The organism is Nostoc sp. ChiVER01, from assembly GCF_034531155.1.
Taxonomy (GTDB): Bacteria; Cyanobacteriota; Cyanobacteriia; order Cyanobacteriales; family Nostocaceae; genus Nostoc.
Genome location: NZ_JAVRBS010000001.1, coordinates 73771 through 97360 on the forward strand (window position 1 = coordinate 73771; position 23590 = coordinate 97360).

At 40.6% G+C, this 23590-nt stretch carries 16 protein-coding genes; 5 read left to right on the forward strand and 11 right to left on the reverse strand.

Annotated elements, in window-relative coordinates; all coding sequences use genetic code 11:
* Positions 1-38: 38 nt before the first annotated feature.
* Complete coding sequence (locus RMY00_RS00275) at positions 39-1418, forward strand: AAA family ATPase (RefSeq protein WP_322645647.1); 1380 nt, start codon at positions 39-41, stop codon at positions 1416-1418.
* Positions 1418-2134, forward strand: a complete 717-nt coding sequence (locus RMY00_RS00280) for a chromosome partitioning protein ParB (RefSeq protein ID WP_322645648.1) — start codon at positions 1418-1420, stop codon at positions 2132-2134. The genes RMY00_RS00275 and RMY00_RS00280 overlap by 1 nt, the downstream gene beginning before the upstream one ends.
* A 209-nt stretch (positions 2135-2343) precedes the next feature.
* Here the strand turns inward: RMY00_RS00280 and RMY00_RS00285 are convergent, their stop codons facing one another.
* Entirely contained in the window at positions 2344-3291 is a 948-nt protein-coding gene (locus tag RMY00_RS00285) for a glycosyltransferase family 2 protein (protein WP_322645649.1), read from the reverse strand.
* A gap of 296 nt (positions 3292-3587) precedes the next feature.
* Here RMY00_RS00285 and RMY00_RS00290 point away from each other — a divergent pair, with 296 nt between their 5' ends.
* From RMY00_RS00290 to RMY00_RS00300, 3 genes are all read left to right on the forward strand, one after another.
* Positions 3588-4010 (forward strand): ester cyclase, encoded by a 423-nt coding sequence (locus RMY00_RS00290; RefSeq protein WP_322645650.1) that lies wholly within the window; start codon positions 3588-3590, stop codon positions 4008-4010.
* Between the two features lie 372 nt (positions 4011-4382).
* Positions 4383-6146 (forward strand): Rieske (2Fe-2S) protein, encoded by a 1764-nt coding sequence (locus tag RMY00_RS00295; RefSeq protein ID WP_322645651.1) that lies wholly within the window; start codon positions 4383-4385, stop codon positions 6144-6146.
* A gap of 568 nt (positions 6147-6714) precedes the next feature.
* A complete protein-coding gene (locus RMY00_RS00300; protein WP_322645652.1) occupies positions 6715-7164 on the forward strand; it encodes an antibiotic biosynthesis monooxygenase family protein in 450 nt (149 codons plus the stop codon).
* Positions 7165-7462: 298 nt separating this feature from the next.
* On the opposite strand, the gene RMY00_RS00305 is transcribed toward RMY00_RS00300, so the two are convergent.
* From RMY00_RS00305 to RMY00_RS00350, 10 genes are all read right to left on the reverse strand, one after another.
* On the reverse strand, positions 7463-7630 hold the full coding sequence (locus RMY00_RS00305; RefSeq protein WP_322645653.1) for a hypothetical protein: 168 nt from the start codon (positions 7628-7630) through the stop codon (positions 7463-7465).
* A 484-nt stretch (positions 7631-8114) separates the two neighbouring features.
* Positions 8115-9497 carry a PAS domain-containing sensor histidine kinase gene (locus RMY00_RS00310; protein WP_322645654.1) on the reverse strand — a complete coding sequence of 461 codons (1383 nt, stop codon included), beginning with the start codon at positions 9495-9497 and terminating at the stop codon, positions 8115-8117.
* 4 nt (positions 9498-9501) lie between these two features.
* Positions 9502-10104, reverse strand: a complete 603-nt coding sequence (locus RMY00_RS00315) for a cysteine hydrolase family protein (protein ID WP_322645655.1) — start codon at positions 10102-10104, stop codon at positions 9502-9504.
* Positions 10105-11014: 910 nt separating this feature from the next.
* A complete protein-coding gene (locus tag RMY00_RS00320; RefSeq protein WP_322645656.1) occupies positions 11015-14116 on the reverse strand; it encodes an efflux RND transporter permease subunit in 3102 nt (1033 codons plus the stop codon).
* 284 nt (positions 14117-14400) lie between these two features.
* On the reverse strand, positions 14401-17523 hold the full coding sequence (locus RMY00_RS00325) for an efflux RND transporter permease subunit (protein WP_322645657.1): 3123 nt from the start codon (positions 17521-17523) through the stop codon (positions 14401-14403).
* Entirely contained in the window at positions 17520-19052 is a 1533-nt protein-coding gene (locus RMY00_RS00330) for an efflux RND transporter periplasmic adaptor subunit (protein ID WP_322645658.1), read from the reverse strand. Before RMY00_RS00330 ends, RMY00_RS00325 begins: the two co-directional genes overlap by 4 nt.
* Positions 19053-19509: 457 nt before the next feature.
* Positions 19510-20481, reverse strand: a complete 972-nt coding sequence (locus RMY00_RS00335; protein WP_322645659.1) for an RNA polymerase sigma factor, RpoD/SigA family — start codon at positions 20479-20481, stop codon at positions 19510-19512.
* A 20-nt stretch (positions 20482-20501) separates the two neighbouring features.
* Positions 20502-21410 carry a hypothetical protein gene (locus RMY00_RS00340; protein WP_322645660.1) on the reverse strand — a complete coding sequence of 303 codons (909 nt, stop codon included), beginning with the start codon at positions 21408-21410 and terminating at the stop codon, positions 20502-20504.
* A gap of 45 nt (positions 21411-21455) precedes the next feature.
* Positions 21456-22736: a S41 family peptidase gene (locus tag RMY00_RS00345; protein ID WP_322645661.1), complete on the reverse strand. Its 1281-nt coding sequence runs from the start codon at positions 22734-22736 to the stop codon at positions 21456-21458.
* A gap of 99 nt (positions 22737-22835) precedes the next feature.
* Entirely contained in the window at positions 22836-23213 is a 378-nt protein-coding gene (locus RMY00_RS00350) for a hypothetical protein (RefSeq protein ID WP_322645662.1), read from the reverse strand.
* Positions 23214-23590: the final 377 nt, after the last annotated feature.

Here is a 23590-nt window from a genome sequence, read left to right on the forward strand (position 1 = left end):
TATCCCAAGTTCAATAATTATTTAGAGGTAGAAAAATATTGCCTTTTAATCCTGAGCTGTGCCGTAACGAAAGCGAAGTTGAAAGCAAACTCATAGTGCAATATTTGCTACCGCAGCTAGGTTATACCCCTGATACCTGGCATCAAGAGGTTGCCGTTGGTAGCATCCGCTTAGATTTCTTAGCATTTGCCGCACAAGTGATTCCCTTTGTCTTAGATGCCAACTCGCCGTTGAGTGTCGTCATGGAGGCAAAGCATCCCAAACAAAACTTAAATCATCATGTCCCCCGGCTCAGGCATTATTTAACCAGCTTGAATGTCAGATATGGATTGTTGACTAATGGCAGAGAGATTAGAATTTATCAAAAATTGCAGACTGATATTCAACTCGTATTTCAATGTTCTGGGAAGGACGTTGAGACGAAATTAGAGAATATTAAAGGTCTAATTGGTAGAGAGAGTCTAAAAGAAGGACAGTTAGTAGATAAGCCAGAAGTTCAAATCAATAAAAGTAATTTAGATTTTGAAACAAAGAGGCAACATTCAATGAAAACGATTGCAATCTACCACAACAAAGGTGGCGTTGGTAAGACTACTGTTGCAGTAAACCTTGCAGCAGCATTACGTAAGAAAGGTAAAAGAGTACTTTTGATTGATATAGATTCTCAGGCGAATACTACTTTTGCGACAGGATTGATCAAATTTCAATTTGAAGAAGATGATAATTTAAGAGAGCGAAACGTGTACCATTTATTAGAATCAGGAGATTTTAATTTTATTGCAGAATTAGTGCGTACATCTGATTATTTTAATAATCCAGAAATTGATGTTATTCCTTCACATATCACATTGATTGAGTCTCAAGATAAACTAACTAAAATATTAGCTAGTAGGAGCAGGCTAGTAACAAAATTAAAAAAGGTAGAAGACAGCTATGATGTTGTAATCATTGATACTCCACCTTCTAGAGATTTGTATGCTGAAGTTGCACTGATTGCTACTGATTACCTGATAATTCCATCGGATTTGAAACCATTTGCTAACCAAGGTTTGCCAACGGTCAAAAATTTTGTTAATCAAATTAATGAATCCAGAGAAATTATGGGTAAACCGCCCATTAGTATAATAGGTGTTCTTGCTTCTAAAATCTCAACAAATGCTAAATTTTTACAATACAATTTCCCCAAAAAGAGAGAAGTAATTTTAGAGCGTTATCAATTGCCACTTATGGAAGCTGTAATTTATGACAGAACAGCGTTATCAGAATGCATGAATCAAACTATCCTAGTTGGAGATTTAGAATATCCTGACCCTAAATCTATTATTAAATTTGCCGAATTAAAAACTTCTGCTCAAATTTCTGCTGAAGAATTTAATGTATTAGCAGATGAAGTTATCCAAAAAATAGGAGCTAATTAATGATTAATTTTTCTTTGGTAGACGTAAAAAATATTACTTCTAATGAACCTCGGTCAAATTTTTCAGAGGCCGATTTGGAAAACCTCGCAGACATAATTATAGAAACTGGAGGAATTATCAGACCATTAGTCGTAAAAGTGACAGGATTAGAGAGCTATACAGTAGTTGATGGACATTTTGAATATTATGCTGCTGTCAGAGCACGAGAAAAAAATCCTCGGCAAGCTGAGATGGTTAATGCCTTTGTCATCGCCCCAAAATTAGAGGATTTAGTACTAAAGCAAATTGTATCTCTCCAAGAAATTGATTATTCTGGTAAAACAGTAACACTACAGCCTGAAACAACAAAGTTAGAACCACGTTTGGCAAATCTAGAATTACGTCTTGAGAAGCAATTCAATGAATTTAAGTCAGAATTTCTACAAGAAAGACAGAGAATAGATAGTCAGTTCAAGCAACTTGAAAACCTTATTCCCCAAAAGGGTGAACAGAGTAATCCACTTAGTTTATTGAACTCTTTGGATAGAGACGAGTTATCCAGAAAGTTACAACGCTCTAGAATTTCTGGGGCGGAAAAACTTGCAAAAGCCATAGAAGATGCTCGGCATAAAAAACCAAAGCAAGAGTTTGAAGATTATCGTGATGTAGTAAAATCTGTTAAGAACTTGGGTGATAAAACAATTTTGACTATTATTGATGAGTGGTCAAGAAGTTAGTAGTTAGTCAAATAAGCAGCTACTAGGTTGAATTTCACTTCGTTCAACCCAATGATTAAGACTTAATGTTGGGTTTCGTTCCTCAACCCAACCTACGTAGCTTGAAGTTTTTAGGGCTAACTTAACTGTATTCGGAGAGGTTCTTCACAGTGTAAAATCCTGCATAATTTTCTCTGCACCTCGACGTGAAACATTTCAAGAACTATTTTCTAACCCCGCGCTTGTCGCAGTGCATTAAACGCCTTACCTCGTAACCCAACTGGTAACAGCGATAATCCTAAACCAGTCAAAGCTTTAACAGCCGAAAAAGACTGTCCCGCTAAAACTAATTCTCTACCTTTTTGCGTTTCACCCTTTTCAATTAAACGCAAACCTAATAGTAATTGCGTTTCTATTAAACGATTTTTCCTGATTGTCTCTATTTTTTCAGACTCAAACTTATAACTTTCTAAATACTGCATTTTATCATATAAATAAGGAATAGCCCGATTAATACCTTGCTGCTCTGCATGGGTGCGATATTCCATCAATAATTCTGGTAAGTAATAACCTTTTTTGCCAGCCAACGCCAGACGCACAAATAAATCATTATCCTCACAATTTTGCAGATTTGGCTGCATATATCCTAATTCTTGTAATGTTTTACGGCGAAATAATGTCGCCCCAACTTGAAAGCTTTGCTGAATAAATACCACTTCCAACAAATTATCTACAACACCTACTGGTAAATTCTTTCTACCCCAACGATGAGAATTTTCTTGAGTTTTTACTTCATCCCGCACATTGTCAATATCAATTATCCAATGATCTGTGCCAACAAAATCAATGCTAGAGTCTTGAGCAAGAATAGCTGCTGTACTTGCTAGAAAATCGGGTGTTAGCCGATCATCATCATCAAATTTAATAAAGTATTCACCACTAGCTGCATCAAAGCCAGAACGCATATTATTACTTTTACCAATATTTTGCAGATGACGGATATATTTAATCCGGTGATCTGTATACTGTGACATTAATTCGGGTGTGCGATCGCTAGAACCGTCATCACAAATAATTAGCTCAAAGTCTTGCTCAGACTGATTGAGTACACTGTCAATGGCATAAGGAAGGAGATGAACACGATTAAAAGTAGGAATACAAACAGTAATGTTAGGCATATCTTATACTATTTTAGGAAATAAATATAGTAAATAAAATTGTATCCGCTCAATAAGTAGGGGTAAAGAGAAAAATAACAAGGAATATTGATACGTTTCACGAATGATTTAAGATTGGTATAGTTTGTATAACGTTAACATTACCCTTTGTTTGTTTACATTGGTAAAATCCCTGCTGTGCTATCGTTTGTCTCAAAAATTCACTGTGCCCTTGGGCATTCGATTAAAACACTCAGCCGACAGTTAATCACTGATAAATAAATACTATTTTTAATTTAAGTAGAAAAGGAGTAACAATGTCTGGCATTGAAGACAACAAAATAATTGCTCGACGGTGGATAGAACTCATTAGCGAACATCGGATTGAAGATATCTGCGAGATGACTGGCCCAACTTGGAAAATGCACGGTGGTTTACCTGGGCTTCCTCCAGGGCCAGATGGAGTACGTAAACTTTTTGGTTCATTTGGGGCTATCCAGCAGAAATGGACAATTGAAGACGTAATTGCTGAAGGTGACAAAGTAGTGGTGCGTGCAACTAATACCTGCCTTCAGGAAAGTTTCTTTGGAATACCAAGTTATGGTCGAGAGCAAACGTTCACGGCTATTTTCATTCATTGGATTGTTGACGGGAAAATAATTGAAACCTGGCGTAACGCTGATGATCTCGGACGAGTTCTTCAGCTTGGGGCGCGGATTGAGCCAGGAGCTTCTGTATAGTAACTTTAGAGACTTGCTGAAATGGCAAGTCTCTTGAGAAACATTGGTGTCGTCGTTTTGATGACTGCTTTGGTTGCAGAAGCGGAGATTCATTGAGATTAACTTTGTCGCTAAATTGAGCCAAGCACTCTTGTATTTGGCGATCGCTTAAATAACTGCCATCCCAGTAGTACTAGTGTATCGCTAACAATATTTATCCAATTCCACGTTCATCTGGGTTAAAGCCTTTTGCATCCGTTGAAAATGAACACAAGCACTATTAGTAGCTTAAGGTATTGTTAACAAAAATTAGTATTTTGCAAATGCTCCAAGAAAGGAAAATTTTGTCAGAGTAGAAGTAAAGCTTTTGATATTCATTCGTGTGTAAATTAAATGACTCTAATATTTAAAGAAACAACCAATAAAGACAATTATACCCGTGTTGCTCAACTTAAAGATGTTCAGGCAGCAGGCAGTTTGTTAGTCCACAAGGGAAAACATACTATTGTTTTGTTTTACTCAGATAATAAAGTTTATGCAATAGATAACCGATGTCCCCACATGGGTTTTCCATTGCAAGGTAGCACCTGCAAAGATGGTATTGTTACTTGTCCTTGGCATTATGCCCGCTTTGATATAGCTAGTGGGGGAACCTTCGACTCTTGGGCAGATGATGTTCCGGCATTTCCTGTGGAAATCCGTGATGGTGAAGTTTGGGTAAATTTAGTACCGCCAGTTAATCTTCATGCCCACCAACGCCAACGCCTTGAAGATGGTTTAAAGCAGAGTATTTCTTTAGTGATTGCCAAATCAACGATCGCACTGTTAGATATAGGAGTAAATCCGGCTGAACCATTTCAAATCGGTTTAAAATTTGGCACTAGTTACAACAAAACAGGTTGGGGTATAGGTTTAACTATCCATACCTGCATGATGAATCTCCTACCTTATCTAGATGAAGAAGACAAGCCTCGTGCCTTATTTCACGGACTTTCGGCAGTCGCTAATGATAGTGCAGATGCGCCGCCTCTATTTGTTGTTCAGCCATTGCCTAACTCTACCGTTGATTTTCCGACTCTTAAAAGCTGGTTTTGCCAGTTTATTGAGGTACGGGATAGTGAAGCTGCACAAAGATGTCTGGTATCTGCGATTCGCTCAGGGGCTAATTTAGAGCAAGTTGCAGATATGCTATTTTCATCGGCTACAGATCATCGTTATCTTGATATTGGGCATACCCTTGATTTTATTAACAAAGCACTGGAGGCACTTGATGTTGTTGGTTGGGAAGCTGCGGAATCTGTTCTACCTAGCTTAGTTTCGGGTTTAGCTAGTGCATCCCGAATGGAAGAATCTAATTCTTGGCGCTACCCTGTAGATTTGGTGGCAATATTAGAGTCGGCTTTTGAGCAATTACCCACTGTTTTAAATGCGGGGAAATCTCAACGAGGAACTTGGTCAAACTCGGAGCAATTAATACCAATTTTATTAGGTGAAGACCCACAAGCGATCGCAGACTCGCTACTAAATGCCCTACAAGCTGGTTGTACAGAAGAACAATTAGCAAGTGTAGTTACTTATACAGCCGCACTGCGTGTTGCTCGTTTTAATACTAACAATGACTTTGGAGATTGGAATTCAGCACATCATCCATTTACTTTTGCTAATGCTGTACATCAAGGGTTACGACGAGTACCAACAGTTGAACTACTCAGAGGAGTCTTTGATGCGGCGATGAGTGTCTATTTAAATCGTTTTTTGAATGTACCACCAGCACGACTTCCAGAGGCTAAAGACTCCGTTTCAAATCCCGAAGAATTACTCCAGCAGTTACCAGATTTATTAAATCGTCAGCAGCAAGTTAACCAGACAGGTCAATTAGTCGCTAATTATTTATATAGTGGTGGCAAGCCTGAAAGACTCATGGCGCTGCTAGGAAAAATGATGCTCAGAGAAAACCGTGATTTTCATGTAATTCAAGAGATAGAAGCCGCTTTTCGTCAGTATTCTTTATTAGGTGACACTCCTGCTGGGATTCATGTATTAGTTGCTGCTGCCCGGTATTTAGCAGCCCATTCTCCCACAATGCGATCGCAAGCACAAACCTATCAAATCGCTTATCGGTTACATAAAGGCGATCGCCTATTCGAGGAATCTTGACAAGCTCTCGGTTTCTAGTCATAAGCGCCGACTTTGAAAATTGAGTTTTCAATTTAAAAAGCCCTGGTAAAAATCCAGGGCTTTGTTTTATATCGGTTTATTAAATGCCAGCTAAAAATCTTTGCCAGCGCTTTCTATACACATAATCATCGCTCAATTATTTACTAAAAAATACCGCAGAACTACCCAATTTTTACCCATCTTACCTGGGTATTGCCTTAATAATTTCTTTAGATTTGCACATATTTTTACAGCGAAATCATTTATCTTCAGATTTTGCACTACGGGATTTTAGTGTAAACGCTCCTCCCTAACTACTCTACCCCCTACAATCCATGCTACCCAATGGCTTTAGGTCAACAGCAGCACTACACCCGACATCCTCCGTTATCACTTAGCATGAGGTCATCTGCTTTGTAATCCCAGGCGTGACAAAGCAGATACTCCTACCCTACCAAATTCACTTTGCTGTTGCTTACCAATATCTTGTAATCTATTTTTTAAACTTGATAATGTTATGAAAAAAATATCATCGCTCAAATCTTCTAACTTTAGCAAAAAATTCACAATGAGAAGAAAAAAAACTTTTGGCATATTTCTTGCATCTGCGCTATTACTTGCTTCTTTACCTTGTGTAACAGTTGCACAGAATAAACCTGGCGTAGTTCCATCTAAAATTAATGGCAGTACAACCCAATCCAAAACAGTAGTTGCACGTATTTGGCATGGTCAAACACTGACGAATAAAGCAGAGGAATATTATAAATATTTAACTGAAGCTGGAATCAAGAAAATCCAATCGATTCCTGGAAATCGAGGAGCGCAAGTATTTCGTCGAACTAATGGTACAATTACAGAGTTTACTGTTATCTCTTATTGGGAGTCACGCGATGCTATTCGTGCCTTTGCTGGCAATGATATAGAACAAGTACACCCTTTACCCAAAGATAACCAGTATCTGATTGAACCAGAAACCAAGGTTAAACATTTTGATGTTTTACTAGATCAACGCCAATAACTCTTAAGGGAGTAAATACTCTTACGTCGAGATTCCACCTTAAATGCCGATTACTAAAATTTACCCTAGCAATACCGACCGGAAGCAATTGGTTTAGTAGAGCTAGCGGTAAAGGGGAGCATTGGCTCTATATTACTAAATTACTAAGCCGCCGCGAACTGAATCACACCCCATTGTCCATTGGTCAACCAAGAATGGTCAGATTTTGCTACTTTCTCAACAACCTCATATTCTAAACCCACTGCTACTTCCGACTTTAGGGCGCGTAATGCTACTGTTGGTACAGGTAAATAACAGACTACAGTTCTGTAGCAAGGCTTTCTAATCTTGTATTAATATCGTCTGAAAAATTATTTTCCACGATAACTCGGCGAGCGATCGCAGGCATTCTTTGAGTGACTGTAAACTCAGTAAAAGAACCGATTTCTGAACCTAAAAGTGATGGAGGTAGTGGTAATTTTAGCACTTTATATGAATTGATCACTCTTTAAGAGGAACATATGTGTGTAATAACGTTAAATTCCTAATATTTGAGTTCATCTCCTTGAATTGCTTAAGCATCACCGCAAAAATAAGTTGTATAAATTTATTTTTAAACTAAATATTAGCCTTAATTTTCAAGCAAAAATATTTAATTTTTTTTTCTGTGGCTCCTTACAAGAGCTATAACCTTAACCAAGACTACTTGTTTTAAAAGTAATAGTTACATGAACCTATCCCACTAATAATATTTGTGCTACAAAGCTTAAGTTAATTGAGAACTGAAAACGAAAAATCAAGGTTTTCAAGCATATTTTACGAAAAGAAGTAGGGATTTTTAGAATAGTGGGATAGGTTCATAGAACTCATATTTGATTTTTGAACAAAACTCAGTACACCCTTATTCCTTTTTCCCAGTCCCCAATCCTTTACCTCTAGGAGTGATTCAAAAATCAAATCGGATTGCTATATTAGATAGGAATTTGGATACAAAATTCTGTTTCTTGGCTTGTTTTTGAGGTGCAAGTTAATTTGCCCTGATGCATTTCTACTACAATCTGATAACTAATAAATAAGCCAAGCCCAGTTCCTTTGCCAACAGGCTTTGTTGTAAAGAACGGATCAAATATTTTGGAAATTACTGATTCTTGAATACCTAGACCATTGTTTTTAATGCAAATATTAAGCCAAGTTTCATCAACGATATCAGTATTAATCCAAATAGTAGGAACAAAAGTTTGACATTGAGTCTCTTGACTAATTGATAGATTAGCAATTGCCTCGTTTAAAGCATATATAGCGTTATTTAAAATATTTAAAAATACTTGATTCAGTTGTGCAGGATAGCACTTTACATAAGGAATTACTCCATAGTTTTTAATTATTTGAATTACCGGATTTCCTGACTCACTTTGGAAGCGGTGACGAAGCAATGTGATTGTATGATTGATACCTGCGTGAATATCAACATTTTTGATATCTGCTTCATCCAACCGAGAAAAATTTCGCAGTAACAGCACAATTTCTCTAATGCGTTCGCTGCCAACTTGCATTGACTCCAGCAGCTTACCTAAATCTTTTTGAATAAAGTCCAAATCCCAGGCTATTATTGCTTCTTGAATGTGTAGCGAGGGAACTGGATAGGTTTGCCGGTAGAGTTGCAAGATTTTTAATAAGACTTCTGTATACTCAGATGCATGAGTGAGATTAGCGTAAATAAAGTTAACTGGATTATTAATTTCGTGAGCAATCCCTGCAACTAATTGCCGCAAACTCGACATTTTTTCAGTTTGCACCAGTTGAGCCTGAGTATATTTGAGTTTATCAAGGGTAACTTTTAGGTCGTGATTAGCTTGAATTAGCTCAATATTTCGTTGTTCTACCCTAGCTTCCAGTTGCTCATTCGTTTGCTTCAATAATGCTTCTGCTTGTTTGCGTAAGCGAAGCTCGTTGTAGACATCACTAATATTGATCAGTGAGCCAGAGAATTCTGTTTCACTTTGAGGTTGAGCAGATAGTTCCAACCAAACAATTACACCAGTTTGATGGTAAAAGCGGAGTACTTGACAAACCTCTACTCCGGTTTGTAGCTTTTCTAGAGTTTCTGACCACAAGTGCCGATCATCCAAGTCAATGAAATTGCCTAAAGCACTACCGATGACATCTGTTATCCCATAACCAAGGGTGTTTGTCCAGGCTCGGTTAAGAAAATTGAGATTACCCAAGCGATCGCACTTAAACACAATTTCGCGCAGACTATTCACCAATTCCCGGTAACGCCGCTCGGATTCAGACAATTTCTCAATCAAACTGTACTGAATCTGTGTATGCAATTCATTGTTTAGATCTGACATTCTACTATACTCTCAAACGCTGAAGTAGCTCGGTATGGTTAATTGTATCGGCGTATAAGGGGAAAACGTGAGTGTGGTAGAATTCTTGCTCAAAAACCGTGCGAGCAGAAGTACAATCAGACAAAATAACAACCTGATAGCCTTTCTCATGTGCAGAACGACCTGTAGAATCAATACAGACCGAAGTGACTGCACCAGCTAGAACTACATGAGTAATCTCTTTTTCATGGAGAATTATGTCTAAGTTCGTATTCATGAAAGCATTAAATCCTCGTTTCCCGGGAACTTCGAGAATTCTGCTGCTAAAGGGTAGCAACTCATCAATCATCTGCGATCCCTTCGTACCAGCTTGAAAAGCCCCAACTGACTTGATAGTTTTAAGAATGCCAACAGGTTCAACCAATTCCTCATAGTTTGGTGTAAAAAAAATCGGTGTGGCAATCATCAACACTGGAGTTTGTCGCAAACATTGTACAAGCTCAACAGTGTTTTCTAATACTTTGGTGGCCCTTGAAGATTCCTCAATCACATTATGTAGAATACCATCGGCTGCAAAGTAGTCATTTTGATAACCAATCAAGATCACAGCAGTACTTTGGGGTTGCATTGTATTTTTAAGTATTTAGTATATATAGACTCTTTATTATTCCCGTTTTAAATGTGTTTCTAACGAAAACTAACACAGAGAACATATAGGGGTGTGAGTCGAATGGCATAATCGTTAAGCGTTAACCCTGATCTGGTTGGCTTTGAAGCGTAGGGCAAAGCAGCGCCATCGCTCTTAAGGCAAGCGAACGCGAACGGCATCAAAAAAGCCCAAAGATTTCCATTCTTAAGTATAATTACTCTTAGCTATTCCGATAGAAGCCAAAGAGCTTAAAACTTTGTAATAGTTCTCCCTAGTTGCTGTTATCTAGTCAGGACTTACGCAACCGACACAGAGCAATCGCAAACTAGTAGTACATAGGTATTGCTTGGAAGGAGAGATTTAAGTCTTCAGGTTTTAAATCACCGTTATCTTCAGATGCGTCTTTTAAGATTCTTTCTATACCTTTAGATACCATATTATGTATGCCCGAATCTAATACTTTTTGTATTGTTTTCTGTGCAAGTTAGTTGTTTGATATAAGTTCTTTTCTTTCTCACAAAATTTAGGTGTTCACTGAAGGGTTTTCTACATTTTTCACATTTGATTTCCTATCAAGGAGCAAAGCTGAAACCGATTACTAAAATTGCATCAATCGCTGCTTTAAAGCAAATTAATTGGTATAAGCTTTCCCGTTAAGTCTTTCTAACTCTAGTAGTTCGCCAAGGGAACTTAGCGGGGTAAAGGTTAAGGGGTAAGGGGGAAAGGTTTTAAATCCCTTACCCTTTTCCCTTTTTCCTTTCCCCAGCTCTCACCCAGCATTTTTGGGTTGGCAGAGTACTAGTGGTTTATCTCATAAGTTCTGATTGATTAGTTTGTTACCAAAACCCTATAGAGACGCGAAATTTTGCGTCTCTACAACCCAGCAGAATTAATGCGACAGACCACTAGTACTTTGTCTACCAAGCTTTTTCCGCCATGCCTCCATGTAAATGTAAAACACTGGAGTTAGATAGAGAGTCAATATCTGAGAGAACGCTAATCCACCAACGATCGCAATTCCCAAGGGACGACGCGCTTCTGAACCTACTCCTGTACCCAGAGCAATAGGGAGCGTGCCAATTAAAGCTGCCATCGTCGTCATCATAATTGGGCGGAAGCGAGTCAAGCAAGCGGTATAGATGGCATCAAAGGAATTTTTACCTTCCTTTCGCTGCGCTTCAATGGCAAAATCCACTAGCATAATGCCGTTTTTCTTGACGATACCCACTAGCAGAATGATGCCGATGAAAGAGTAAAGGTTTAAATCAACCTGGAAAATCAGCAGCGTCAGTAATGCGCCAAAACCCGCCGAAGGCAGACCGGAAAGAATAGTGATTGGGTGTATAAAATCTTCATAGAGGATACCGAGAATTAGATAAATTACTAAAATAGACACCAACAACAATACACCTAAATCGTTGAAAGATTGTTGGAAGGTTTGGGCTGAACCTTGAAAGCTGGGGGTAATTGTTGAGGGTAATAGCTCACTGGCTGCTTGCTTGATAGCATCTGTAGCCTGACTTAGAGATGTTCCTGGGAGCGTATCAAAAGAGATAGTTGCAGAGGGGAGTTGAGCAACGTGAGTAACGGTGAGAGGGCCGACATTTTGAGTAATATTAGCGATCGCACTCAGGGGAACCTGTTTTCCAGTACTCGATTGCACATATAGTAGTGATAGGGCGCTGGGATCTCGCTGAAACTCCGGTTTTACTTCTAAAATTACATAAAATTGGTCATTTGGAGTATAGATAGTTGACACCTGGCTGGAACCATAAGCGGCGCTGAGGGTTTGTTCAACTTGTTGGGCGGTAATCCCAAGAGTTGCAGCTTTGTTGTGGTCAACTTGGACTTGGATTTGAGGAGTGCTGAGTTGTAAATCGCTGTCAACGTCCCGGAGTCCTGGTAGAGTTTTGACTTTATTTACAAGTTTAGGAACGTATTGGCGCAGGTCTTGTAAATTCAAACTCTGCAAGGTGAATTGATAAGTAGAATTAGTTTGTTGACCACCGATGGGAATAGCTGGCGGAGAACGGAGGAATGTCTTAACCCCAACTACACGTCTCAATTTGGGGGTTAGTTCTTGAATGATTTCGTCAGCACTCAGTTTACGTTCTGAACGTGGCTTGAGCCGAATCGTAATTCGCCCGGAGTTTACCGACGCATTCGGGCCACTTGCACCTACAATTGAGTCAACTGCTTCAATGTTGGGGTCTTTACGAATGATGTCAACAACCTTTTGCTGGTGACGGCGCATATCATCAAAAGAAATATCTTGCGCTCCTTTGGTGTTCGCCATCAGTTGTCCGGTGTCTTCGGTTGGAATAAATCCTTTGGGAACGATGACGAACAGATAGACGGTCATTACCAGCAAAATGCCAGAACCAATCAGTGTCATCAGGCGGTATTTTAAAATTGGTTTGAGCGTCCAATCATATCCTCGCAGTAGTAAATCAAATGCCCGTTCTGAAACTCGATACAGCCGATTTGGTCTTTGCTGATGTGAACCTAGAAAGCGACTGCATAACATGGGGGTGAGACTGAGGGAAACAAAACCCGAAACCAAAATTGCCACTGCGATCGTCACGGCAAATTCATGAAATAATTTCCCGATTATTCCACTCATAAACATGATGGGAATAAACACCGCTACTAAGGAAAGGGTCATTGACAAAATGGTGAAGCTGATTTCCTTCGATCCCTTCAATGCCGCGTTCAAGGGAGATTCGCCCATTTCTCGATAACGGACGATATTTTCTAACACCACGATCGCATCATCCACGACAAAGCCCACAGAAAGGGTTAACGCCATGAGTGAAAGGTTGTCTAGGGAGAAACCCGACAGATACATCACCGCAAAAGTGCCAATAATTGCTACAGGTAACGCCAAACTGGGAATTAGGGTAGCTGTTATGTCACGTAAAAATAAGAAAATCACCAAGACAACTAGACAAACCGAGAGAACCAAGGTAAATTTCACATCATTAACAGAGGCTCGAATGGTTTGGGAGCGATCGTACATAATCCCCATTTCAATGGATTTGGGAACTTGTTCGCGGAGTGTAGGTAAAAGCTCTTGGATAGCATCAACAATATTTACCGTATTAGCACCCGGCTGCGGCTGTACAGCGAGAACAACAGAATGACGATTTGTTACTTTGCGATCGCTATACAAATTCGAGACTTTAACGTTTTGTTCGCTGTCAATTACCTGCCCCAAATCCTGAAGCCGCACGGGCGCACCATTCTTGTAAGTTACAATTAGCTGGCGATAGCTGGCAGCATCGGTGAGTTGACCGTTCGCCTGAATCGTATAATTTTTGTAACTGTCAGAGAGACTGCCAGTTGGTAAGTTGACATTTCCTTGTTGAATTGCAGTTTTTACCTGACTTAGACCAATTCCCCGCGATGCTAACTCTCGCGGGTCAAGCTGGACGCGGACTGCATATTGCTGTTGACCAAAAACCTGTACCTGAGCAACACCATCAATCATCGAAATTGGTTGACCAACTGTTACCTCTGCGTATTCATCTACTGTCGAGATTGGCTGTGTCTCCGAATACATATAGAGGAAGAGAATTGGTGAGACAGATGGGTTAACTTTGCGATAGGTGGGTGGGTGAGGCATTCCGGCTGGTAGTTGTCCGGCTGCTGCTGAGATGGCTGCCTGTACATCTTTGGCGGCATCTTCCACTCTGCGGCTAAAGTCAAATTGTAGGGAGATGTTAGTGCTGCCTGTGGAACTGGTGGAATTGAATGAATTGAGTCCGGCAATTTCGGTAAACTGTCTTTCGAGGGGTGCGGCGACTGAAGATGCCATTGTTTCTGGAGTGGCACCAGGGAGACTAGCAGAGACAGATATAAAAGGATATTCAACGTTGGGTAGGGCGCTGATGGGTAATAGTAGATAACTCATCAGACCGAAGATGAGGATACCCATCATTACCAAAGTGGTCATGACTGGACGACGGATGAAGAGTTCTGAAAGGTTCATGGGTTTTGTTATTGAGTTAAGGCTTAACTCTTTGTCAAAGTCAATTTTTTTTAAACGAACCGCAAAGGACGCAAAGAGCGCAAAGGAAGAGAAGGAAGAAATGGTTAAGTGAAATGTGTTGAAATTATATTTCAAAGTGAGTTTAATAAATGTGTGATGGGTGCAACGGCTCTATCTGCATATTTATAAACATCTCTAACGACTCCCACACTGCTTCTTGAACTTATCTATCTCTTCCTTTGTGTCCTTTGCGTCCTTTGCGGTTCGTTTAAAAAAGTTAAACATTACGATCGCTCACCTGTAAATGAGAACACCCGCCGAAACTTAACTTGATTAAGCTTTTTCCGCCACGATTCCATATATATATAGAACACGGGTGTTAAATAAAGCGTTAATATCTGAGAAAACACTAGTCCACCCACAACTGCAATACCTAAAGGACGGCGGGATTCGGAACCAGCCCCAAATCCGATCGCAATAGGCAAGGTTCCCATTAATGCTGCCATCGTCGTCATCATAATTGGACGGAAGCGCACCAAACAGGCTTGATAAATCGCCTCGGACGGCTTTTTCAATTCATTTCGCTGGGCTTCGATGGCAAAGTCCACCATCATGATCCCGTTTTTCTTCACAATGCCCACTAAAAGAATTATGCCGATGAAGGAGTAAACGTTGAGTTCAACATGGAATATTATCAGCGTTAACAATGCCCCAAAACCTGCTGATGGTAAACCCGAAAGAATTGTAATTGGGTGAATGAAATCCTCATAGAGAATACCCAGGATTAGATAAATTACTAGGATGGCGATCGCTAACAATAAACCCAAACTCGGCAGTGAACTTTGAAATACTTGGCTTGCGCCTTGAAAGCTGGTGGTAATGCTCTTAGGAATTACCTGATCGATCAGTTCTGTAATTTTTTGGTTGGCATTTCCCAAGGACGCACCAGGAGCGAGGTTAAAGGAAATGGTGGCGGCGTTCATCCGACCGTTATGATTGACCATTAACGGGCTGACTCCCTGAGATAGTTTGGCGAATGTCTTTAGAGGAACTGCTACTCCTGTGCTGGAGTTAATGTATAAGGTTAACAGAGCATTGATATCCTGCTGATATTGCGGTGCTAATTCCAAAATCACCTGATACTCATTAGTTGCTGCATAGATGGTTGACACTTGATAGGAACCGTAAGCACTTCTGAGGGTATTTTCGATTTGCTCGGCGGTAATCCCATAAGTTGAAGCTTTATCGCGGTCAATGTCAATTTGAATCTGGGAAGCAAATTGTAAATCGCTGTTGACATCCTGGAGTTCTGGCAAGTTCTTCATCTTCAGAACAAGTTGGGGAACATATTCCTGCAAGGGTTTGACATCAGAACTCTGAAGTGCAACCTGATAAAGTCCTGTGCTTTGTTGAGCGCCAATGGGTATCGCTGGCGGATTTTGTAAGAATACTTGGATGCCTGGAACAGTGGCGAGTTTGGTTCGCAAATTTTGCACGATTTCGTCAGCCCCTAGTTGACGCTGCGATCGCGGTTTTAACCGAATAAACAAACTCCCAGAATTGGCTGCAACTGCTGCCCCACTGCCACTAGCACTCGCTCCTGCCCCGATATTGGAGTTGACTGCATCTACATTCGGGTCTTGGCGAATCAGGTTAGCAACTGTCTGCTGATGCTGAACAAGATTATCAAAAGATGCATCTTGGGCTGCTTGGGTAATGCCTGTAATTTGTCCGGTATCTTCGCTAGGAATAAAGCCTTTGGGAACTATCACCAACAGCCCAACTGTCACCGCCAATAGAAAGGCAGATAAAATCATTGTGGTAAGGTGATATTTTAAGACTTTTTTGAGACTCCAATCGTACAGAGCAAGGAAGCGATCGAATACATATTCGGAAGCTTGATATAACCGACTTTGATTAGCATGATCCACAGGACGCAGAAAACGGCTGCACAACATCGGAGTCAAAGTCAAAGACACAAAACCAGAAACGAGAATTGCCACTGCGATCGTTACAGCAAATTCATGAAATAATCGTCCCAGTACTTCACTCATGAACAACATGGGGATGAAGACTGCAACTAAGGAAAGGGTCATCGATAAAATTGTGAAACCAATTTCTCTCGACCCATTCAACGCCGCTTCTAGGGGACGTTCTCCCATTTCCATGTGACGGACGATATTTTCTAGCATAACGATCGCATCATCCACAACGAAACCCACCGAAAGGGTCAATGCCATCAGTGATAGATTATCTAGTGAGTAGTGCAGCAAATACATCACCGCAAAGGTTCCAATCAACGAAACAGGTAATGCCAAACTGGGAATCACAGTCGCCGAGAGGTTCCGTAAAAAGATGAAAATTACTAAGATAACTAGAGCGATCGTCAGAATCAACGTAAATCTGACATCATCTACTGAATCTCGAATTGATTGAGATGCATCATAGAGAATCCCAATTTCCACGGATGCCGGAATTTGATCTCGCAAATCCGGGAGCAATTTCTTAATCGTGTCTACGACTTGTACCGTATTGGTTCCGGGCTGTCTTTGAATGGTAAGAATAATGGCGCGAGTATTGTTATACCAGCTTGCTACCTTGTCATTTTCTACACTGTCAATAATCCGACCCAGTTGATTGAGATAGATGGGCATTCCATCTTTATAAGATACTATTAACTGACGATAAGCAGCCGCATCCTCAAGTTGTCCGTTAGTTTGGACTGTAAAATTCTTGTGATTTCCTGAAAGACTGCCGGTAGGCAAATTGACATTACCTTGTTGAATCGCCGTCGCCACCTGATCTAGCCCAATTTGTCGCGCTGCCAATTGCTGCGGATCGAGTTGAATACGAGCCGCATACTTTTGGGAACCGTAGACAGCTACCTGTGCTACCCCATTGATTGTAGATAGCTTTTGCGCTAAATAAGTCTCGGCATAATTGTCTACCTGGGAAAGCGGCAGAGTAGGAGAGTCTAAGTAAAGGTAGAGAATCGGTTGATCTGCGGGGTTAACTTTGCTGTAGGTAGGAGGATTGGGTAAATCGTTAGCAATTTGTCCCGATGCTCCCGATATCGCAGCTTGTACATCCTGCGCTGCATCATCAATGTTCCGACTCAGGTTAAATTGCAGGGTAATTTGAGTCTGTCCTAGAGTGCTAGTTGAGTTGAGCGAATCGAGTCCAGCAATACTAGAAAATTGCTTTTCTAGAGGACGGGCAACCGATGCTGCCATTGTTTCGGGGCTGGCTCCCGGTCGGGAAGCACTTACCTGAATTGTGGGATAATCTACACTTGGTAAATCGCTGATTGGCAGCAAGCGATAACTCATGAAACCGAAGATCAAAATCGCTGCCATCACCAGAGTCGTCATGATCGGGCGACGGATAAATGGTTCTGAGAGGTTCATGAATCACCTCCACCAGAGTTACGGGAATGATTTCTTCTTGGCTGATTCGAGTCATTACCGCCTTGGGAATTGCCGGCTGTTTTAACGCGAACTTTGCTCCCGGAAATGAGATTCGCTTGACCATCGGTAACAATTTTATCCCCTGGTTGTGGCCCTTTCTGAATTACATCTAGCCCCTGAATCGTGCTGCTAACTGTAACTGGAACGTTTTCTACCGTCATGTCTGGCTTAACTACAAAGACAAACTGCCCATCGGGGCCATTCTGCACGGCTTGGGAAGGAACAACCGTTGCATTCGGTTCTTCGGTCAACGTCAGCGTTGCGTTAACAAATTGACCAGGAAATAAGTGTCCCTGAGTGTTGTCAAAGTCGCCAATTAGTTGAATTGTCCCCGTGGTGTTATCAACTGTGTTATTGACAAAGGTCAAAGCACCTGGTATTGGATGAGATGGATTATCGGGGAACGTTACATCTACCTTCAGCTTGCCATTCTGCATATACTTTTGTACCTGGGGCAGATTTGTTTCAGGAATGGAAAAAGCAACTTGAATCGGGCGAATTTGGGTGATGGTAACAAGTGGAGTCGTGCTATTGGCTTGTACCACATTGCCCTGAGTCACGAGAATATTGCCAGCGCGACCATCAATCGGCGCATAAATTTTGGCGTAAGATAATTGCACTTTGGTATTGTCTAATGCTCCCTGGTCTGAAACGACAACAGCTTGAGCATTAGCGATCGCAGCTTGATCGCCCTTGACAACTGCGCCAGCATTAGTCAGCGCCACTTGATCGCTTTTCAAAACTGCTTCAGCATTAGCGATCGCTTCTCGATCTGCTTGGAGGGTTGCTGTAGCCGATTTACTATTAGAAACGTATTGTTGTGCTTGATCTAAACTGATAGCGCCTTTTTTGTATAACGTAGTATAGCGGTCGCTCTGTCCTTGGGCAAATTCTGCTTGCGCTTGATCCTTGGCCAAATTCGCCTGGGCTTGTCGCACTAAAGCTTGGTCTTTGACTAAAGTGGCTCTGGCTTGATCTACCTGACCCAAATCTCTAGTTAATGCGTCTCTGGCTTGTTGTACCGAGGCTTGGTCTTTGGCTACAGTACCTTGAGCTTGCTGGATTGCAGCAGCTTGCGATCGGTCATCTAGAGTAAACAAAAGTTGTCCCTTTTTTATATCTTGACCTTTCTTGAAATAAACGCCAACAATCCGCCCACTAGCTTGGGGCGTAATCGATACCGTAGAACCCGCTTGTACATTACCGATCGCCTGTAGTTGCAACGGAACCGTTTTTTGTGTCACCATTGCCACAGTTACAGGTGTCACTTGCTGCCGATTACGCCCAGACTTTTCAGATTTGTCTGACTTGGCTGCACTCGCATGGATACCAAAAAAACCTAGCCCAGCCAGCAATAGCATACCCAAAATTACCAAACGAATCTTTTTCTTTTTAGGCGATCGCGGTAGCTCTGGTTCTATCCTGTTCTCAGTCAAATTCTCGTTAGAAATTTCAATTTCATGGTTCATCAGAACCTCCAATGGATTTTAGTGTAAATATCTAGGCGTAAATAAATTAAAGTTTGTAGTGAGTTAGCGCGGTCTTCTCCCAAAGGGAGAGGCTTCTGCTAACACGAAGCGTCTCGTAGAGAAGGCGGTTTCCCTGATGAGCGACTAACTTTCCTGTTGGGTAAGGACTTTAGTTTTGATAGTCATTATTTTTAGAGATGAATCACTTATCACAAACCAGGATTATTAGAAACAATGAAATCTTTTACCACTTCAACTCCCGCTTATACCAATTTTATTTGAGGCGGCACATTTGAATAATTAGTTTTTTCCGGCTTGCCCGACGTGTTTTACAAATGGTGATTTTGTAGAATGTGAATCAAACCAATAATATTGTTCAATGCTTTTTAGAAAATCATACTTAAAATATTTCCTCATTTTATATACTTTGATAAATACTTATCTTTGTGTTTATTTATTACTTGTTAAACTGCCGATATAGAACTTGTAGAGCTTGTTTTTCTATCTGTCTAACTCGTTCTCGACTAATACCTATTCGCTTACCTATCTCTTCTAGAGTAAATTCATGTCCATCTGTTAATCCAAAATGCAAGGTTAATATTTCTTGTTGTTGTTTGGACAAGCTTGACAATAAGCTATCAACTTCATCATCGAAAAATTGCTGAGTAGTATAGCCATTTTCAGAATATCTATAATCTTCTATTAAATCTTCTAATTTCATCTCTTTATCTGACCCAACTCGAAGTTCGAGGGAGATAGTTGTACGAGCCAAAGCTAGATATTCTCGAATCTGACTAGGCTCTAAAGAAAGTGCATGAGCAATTTCTTTAGTGGTAGGAATACGTCCCAGCTTTTGAGATAACTCTCGCTGAACGCGCTTAATTTTGTTTAACTTTTCATTGATGTGCATCGGTAATCGAATCGCGCGTCCTTGTTGGGCGATCGCTCTGGTAATTCCTTGACGAATCCACCAGTAAACGTAGGTTGAAAATCTGTATCCTAGAGCCGGATTGAATTTTTCAACTCCTCTCTCTAAACCTAATGCACCTTCTTGAATTAAATCCATTAGCTCTAAGTTACGTCTTTGATATTGCTTGGCAATTGACACCACAAGCCGAAGATTAGACGCGATCATTTTCTGCTTGGCTTTTTTACCTTGATTTAGCTGTTGAAGTAGTTCCTGTTCACTTAACTGCATCTGGTTAGCCCATTCTGGCAATGTAGGTGTACGCTTTAATTCAACAGTCATTTTTTCTGATTCAGCAAGTATTTTCATCATCTGCTGAACTTGCTGGGCAAAAAAAACTTCTTGTTCTTGAGTCAACAGAGGTATCCGTCCAATTTCTTGAAGATAAGCACGGACTGTATCAGTGGAAGCTTTGCTTGTGTTAATAGCTTTAGTATCTGGAAATGATGTTAAATTACTCATAGTGAGTTAGCCTTTGCTCATTAATTAGGGTATTTTAGATTAGGGAAAAACCGTAGATAGTGGCTCGACGCTCCATAAAGGTTTTTATAAAAAAACCAGGTATCAAGCACTAGCTCCAAAAGAGCAATCAATACCCAAATTGCTAAAGAAACAATTACAGGTAGGCTGATATCAGGAAACTTCCTTTGCAAATCGATAATGCCAAATAACAGCAAAAACAGAAGTGAAACTCCCAATAGAAAGGACAGCTTAACGATCGCCAGAATGAAACGACTCATCTCTAAGATGCGATTGTAAAGCCTGGAAAATCTTTCCAGGATTTCCTCCATATTATTGATGACCAGTAGAATTTGTTGTTGATGTAGATGGGTAGCTAACGATAATTGTTGCTGCATTTGCATCAATTCATGTTCATTCTTGAAATTATCTAAAAGCTTGTCCCAAGGCAGTACTTGAGAGTTATTTGCCCAGATTGGAAAATCTTTTAAATGCAAGGGAACTAAATAGTTAATGAGTGCTATCAGAGCTTCATCAAAGTTACTAAGTTCAGAGGGAAGGGACTGAGTTAAACGAATGAGTTGGTCAATCTGAATCTGAAGTGTATAGTAATCTTCATATCTCCTTTGAGCGATCAACTGACTAGTAAAGGTGAGGAAAACAATTAACACCCCCAATAAAGCAGCTAGGGACTGGGATACAGCAGAAAAAAATTCAATCGCTACCTGTTTAGGTACTGTCAGCCAGGGGGCGTTTTCCCGCATAGAAAAAACTAGAGTGGCAACAAATACAAGCCCAACGATCGCTAGCTGATGGCGGGTAATCATAGCTATGACTATCCGCACTAAAGGAGTGTTACTGAGTTGAACCAGGATTTTTAGACCTGGGGCTGGTTCATAAATTTGGAGTCGTTTGGTTTTATAGGTTGACATGGTTGAAAGATACACTTCTTGACTTGTTGACAAGTATTCGTATACTTATTTACCACGCTGTAAACTTAGATGATTGTCCCCCGATTGAATCAATTTGCTCAGGTTAGCAACGGCGCTAGCATACTGAGGATCGGCTAATGTCGCCAAGGTTTGGTTTTGCACTAATGCTTTCTGTTGTGCCTCGCTTAACTCCACGTTAATATCTGGGGCAATGCCGACATGATTGATATCTCGACCTTTTGGTGTGTAGTATTTAGCGATCGTTAGTTTCAGACCTGAACCATCCTCTAGTGGCTCTACGGCTTGAACTAAACCTTTACCGAAAGTGCGAGTCCCTACTAAGGTAGCGCGATGATCGTCTTGCAGCGCTCCCGATAGAATTTCGCTAGCGCTAGCAGATCCCTTATCAACCAGTATTACTAAGGGTTTGTTGGTGAGAGGATGTCCCGATGCATTGTAGCTCTCTTTAACTTGGTCTCGATTTACCAAAGACACGATCGCCCCTTGCTTCAACCACATACTGGCAATTTGCAAACTTGCATCCAGCAGTCCACCTGGATCGGAACGCAAATCCAAAACGTAGCCCTGCACCTGCTGTTTTTCTAATGCTTGAATTGCTCGGTGCATCTCTGCGGGGGCAGTTTGTGTAAACTCTGGCAAACGAATATAACCAATTTTACCTGCTGTGGTTGTTTGCGTGTTGTAAGTTACAGGATGGATAGCAATATTGGCACGGGTAAGTTGGAAAGTTTGCGATTTATTGCCCCGTTGAATCATGAGTACTACTTTGGTTCCCACGGGGCCAAGAATCCGCTTAACGGCATCGTCAATTTTCATCCCCTGAGTTTTTTGACCGTTAATCTGAACAATTACATCATCCGGCAAAATACCTGCTTTAAAAGCAGGGGTTCCTTGAATTGGGGCGACAACGGTTAAGGCTTTAGTTTTTTCATTCTGTGCAAGTTCTAATCCTACGCCACTGAGGTTGCCAGAAATGTCGTTATTTAGGGCTTTAAATTCTTGTGGGTCAAAAAACTCCGTGTAGCGATCGCCTAATTTTGCCACCATTTCTTGAATCGCTCCATAAGCCTCTTTCTTAGAACTATAGGAACGGCTCATATACTGTTGTCGAATTGCTTTCCAATCTTGATGGTTAAAGCTGACATCAACATAATTTTTATCTAGGATTTGCCACACCTCATCCACCATATTTTGGGAGTTAGATTGGGGTTTACCTAAAGCTTTAGAAGCGTAAAAACTACTTCCTACAAGGATTGCTGCGATAGCGGCTAGTTCTATATTGACGAAGAATTTTTGTTTAAACATGCTTTAACTCTTGAAGAATAAGACAGAATTTAGAATATAATCCATGAAGGACTAATTTTTGACTTTTGGCTTTTGACTTTTGACTTCCGCCTTGCGGTACTAGGAGTTACCTTGGGATTGTCCTTTGCGGTGGGGATAAGCAGTCTTAAAAATATTCTGAATTTTAGTCTTTTGTTCAGCCGTAAGATTCAGGCTCAAAACTGCTTTACGCATTTTTTCACCTTGCTGTAATTTCGTTGACAATTCCTTTACCTGATCTGGGGTCAGAACTGCCTCAACTTGCTTGCGAACTTCTTCGCGCTTCTGGGCACGTTCTGGCGTATTGGCTCCTGGAGATGTCGTAGAAGTATCAGATACCTTTGTTCCATCATTCCCTTGAGATACATCTGGAGATTTAGAACTGGTGCAACCTGTCATTCCTCCAATCAGGATAGTTGCAAATAGCAGGATTGGTAAAATTATCTGTTTTTTAATCATTTACTTCTCTTGTGTTTGTTGTGTGTAATTATAAATAGCTATTTAGTAGAAGATGTTTGAAAAGTCGCTGCTTTACTTACACAAGCTAATCTTAAAAGTTAGAATCAGTTTGCACATGAGCTAGAATTACTAACCTAACCAGTAAAAAAGTACTCAAGTTATTGTGACTTTTTTCCTAATTTAGAAATAGTTAATTAGTCGGAACGGCTCTACCGATACTAGAGACAGATTCGTTATATAGGGAAGTAATGAGGACTGGGTACTGGGTAAAAAATTATCAGTCCCCAGTCCCTAGTTTCCATTCCCCATTTTCCAGTTCAATATTTACCTCTAAAATTGTGAAAATACCTATGGTTTTGTTAGAAAGACCATTGAGT

Coding starts and splice junctions, on each gene's coding strand:
- RMY00_RS00280 (WP_322645648.1), top strand. CDS start 1,418: ATGATTAATTTTTCTTTGGTAGACGTAAAAAATATTACTTCTAATGAA.
- RMY00_RS00285 (WP_322645649.1), bottom strand. CDS start 3,291: ATGCCTAACATTACTGTTTGTATTCCTACTTTTAATCGTGTTCATCTC.
- RMY00_RS00290 (WP_322645650.1), top strand. CDS start 3,588: ATGTCTGGCATTGAAGACAACAAAATAATTGCTCGACGGTGGATAGAA.
- RMY00_RS00295 (WP_322645651.1), top strand. CDS start 4,383: ATGACTCTAATATTTAAAGAAACAACCAATAAAGACAATTATACCCGT.
- RMY00_RS00300 (WP_322645652.1), top strand. CDS start 6,715: ATGAGAAGAAAAAAAACTTTTGGCATATTTCTTGCATCTGCGCTATTA.
- RMY00_RS00310 (WP_322645654.1), bottom strand. CDS start 9,497: ATGTCAGATCTAAACAATGAATTGCATACACAGATTCAGTACAGTTTG.
- RMY00_RS00315 (WP_322645655.1), bottom strand. CDS start 10,104: ATGCAACCCCAAAGTACTGCTGTGATCTTGATTGGTTATCAAAATGAC.
- RMY00_RS00320 (WP_322645656.1), bottom strand. CDS start 14,116: ATGAACCTTTCAGAACTCTTCATCCGTCGTCCAGTCATGACCACTTTG.
- RMY00_RS00325 (WP_322645657.1), bottom strand. CDS start 17,523: ATGAACCTCTCAGAACCATTTATCCGTCGCCCGATCATGACGACTCTG.
- RMY00_RS00330 (WP_322645658.1), bottom strand. CDS start 19,052: ATGAACCATGAAATTGAAATTTCTAACGAGAATTTGACTGAGAACAGG.
- RMY00_RS00335 (WP_322645659.1), bottom strand. CDS start 20,481: ATGAGTAATTTAACATCATTTCCAGATACTAAAGCTATTAACACAAGC.
- RMY00_RS00340 (WP_322645660.1), bottom strand. CDS start 21,410: ATGTCAACCTATAAAACCAAACGACTCCAAATTTATGAACCAGCCCCA.
- RMY00_RS00345 (WP_322645661.1), bottom strand. CDS start 22,736: ATGTTTAAACAAAAATTCTTCGTCAATATAGAACTAGCCGCTATCGCA.
- RMY00_RS00350 (WP_322645662.1), bottom strand. CDS start 23,213: ATGATTAAAAAACAGATAATTTTACCAATCCTGCTATTTGCAACTATC.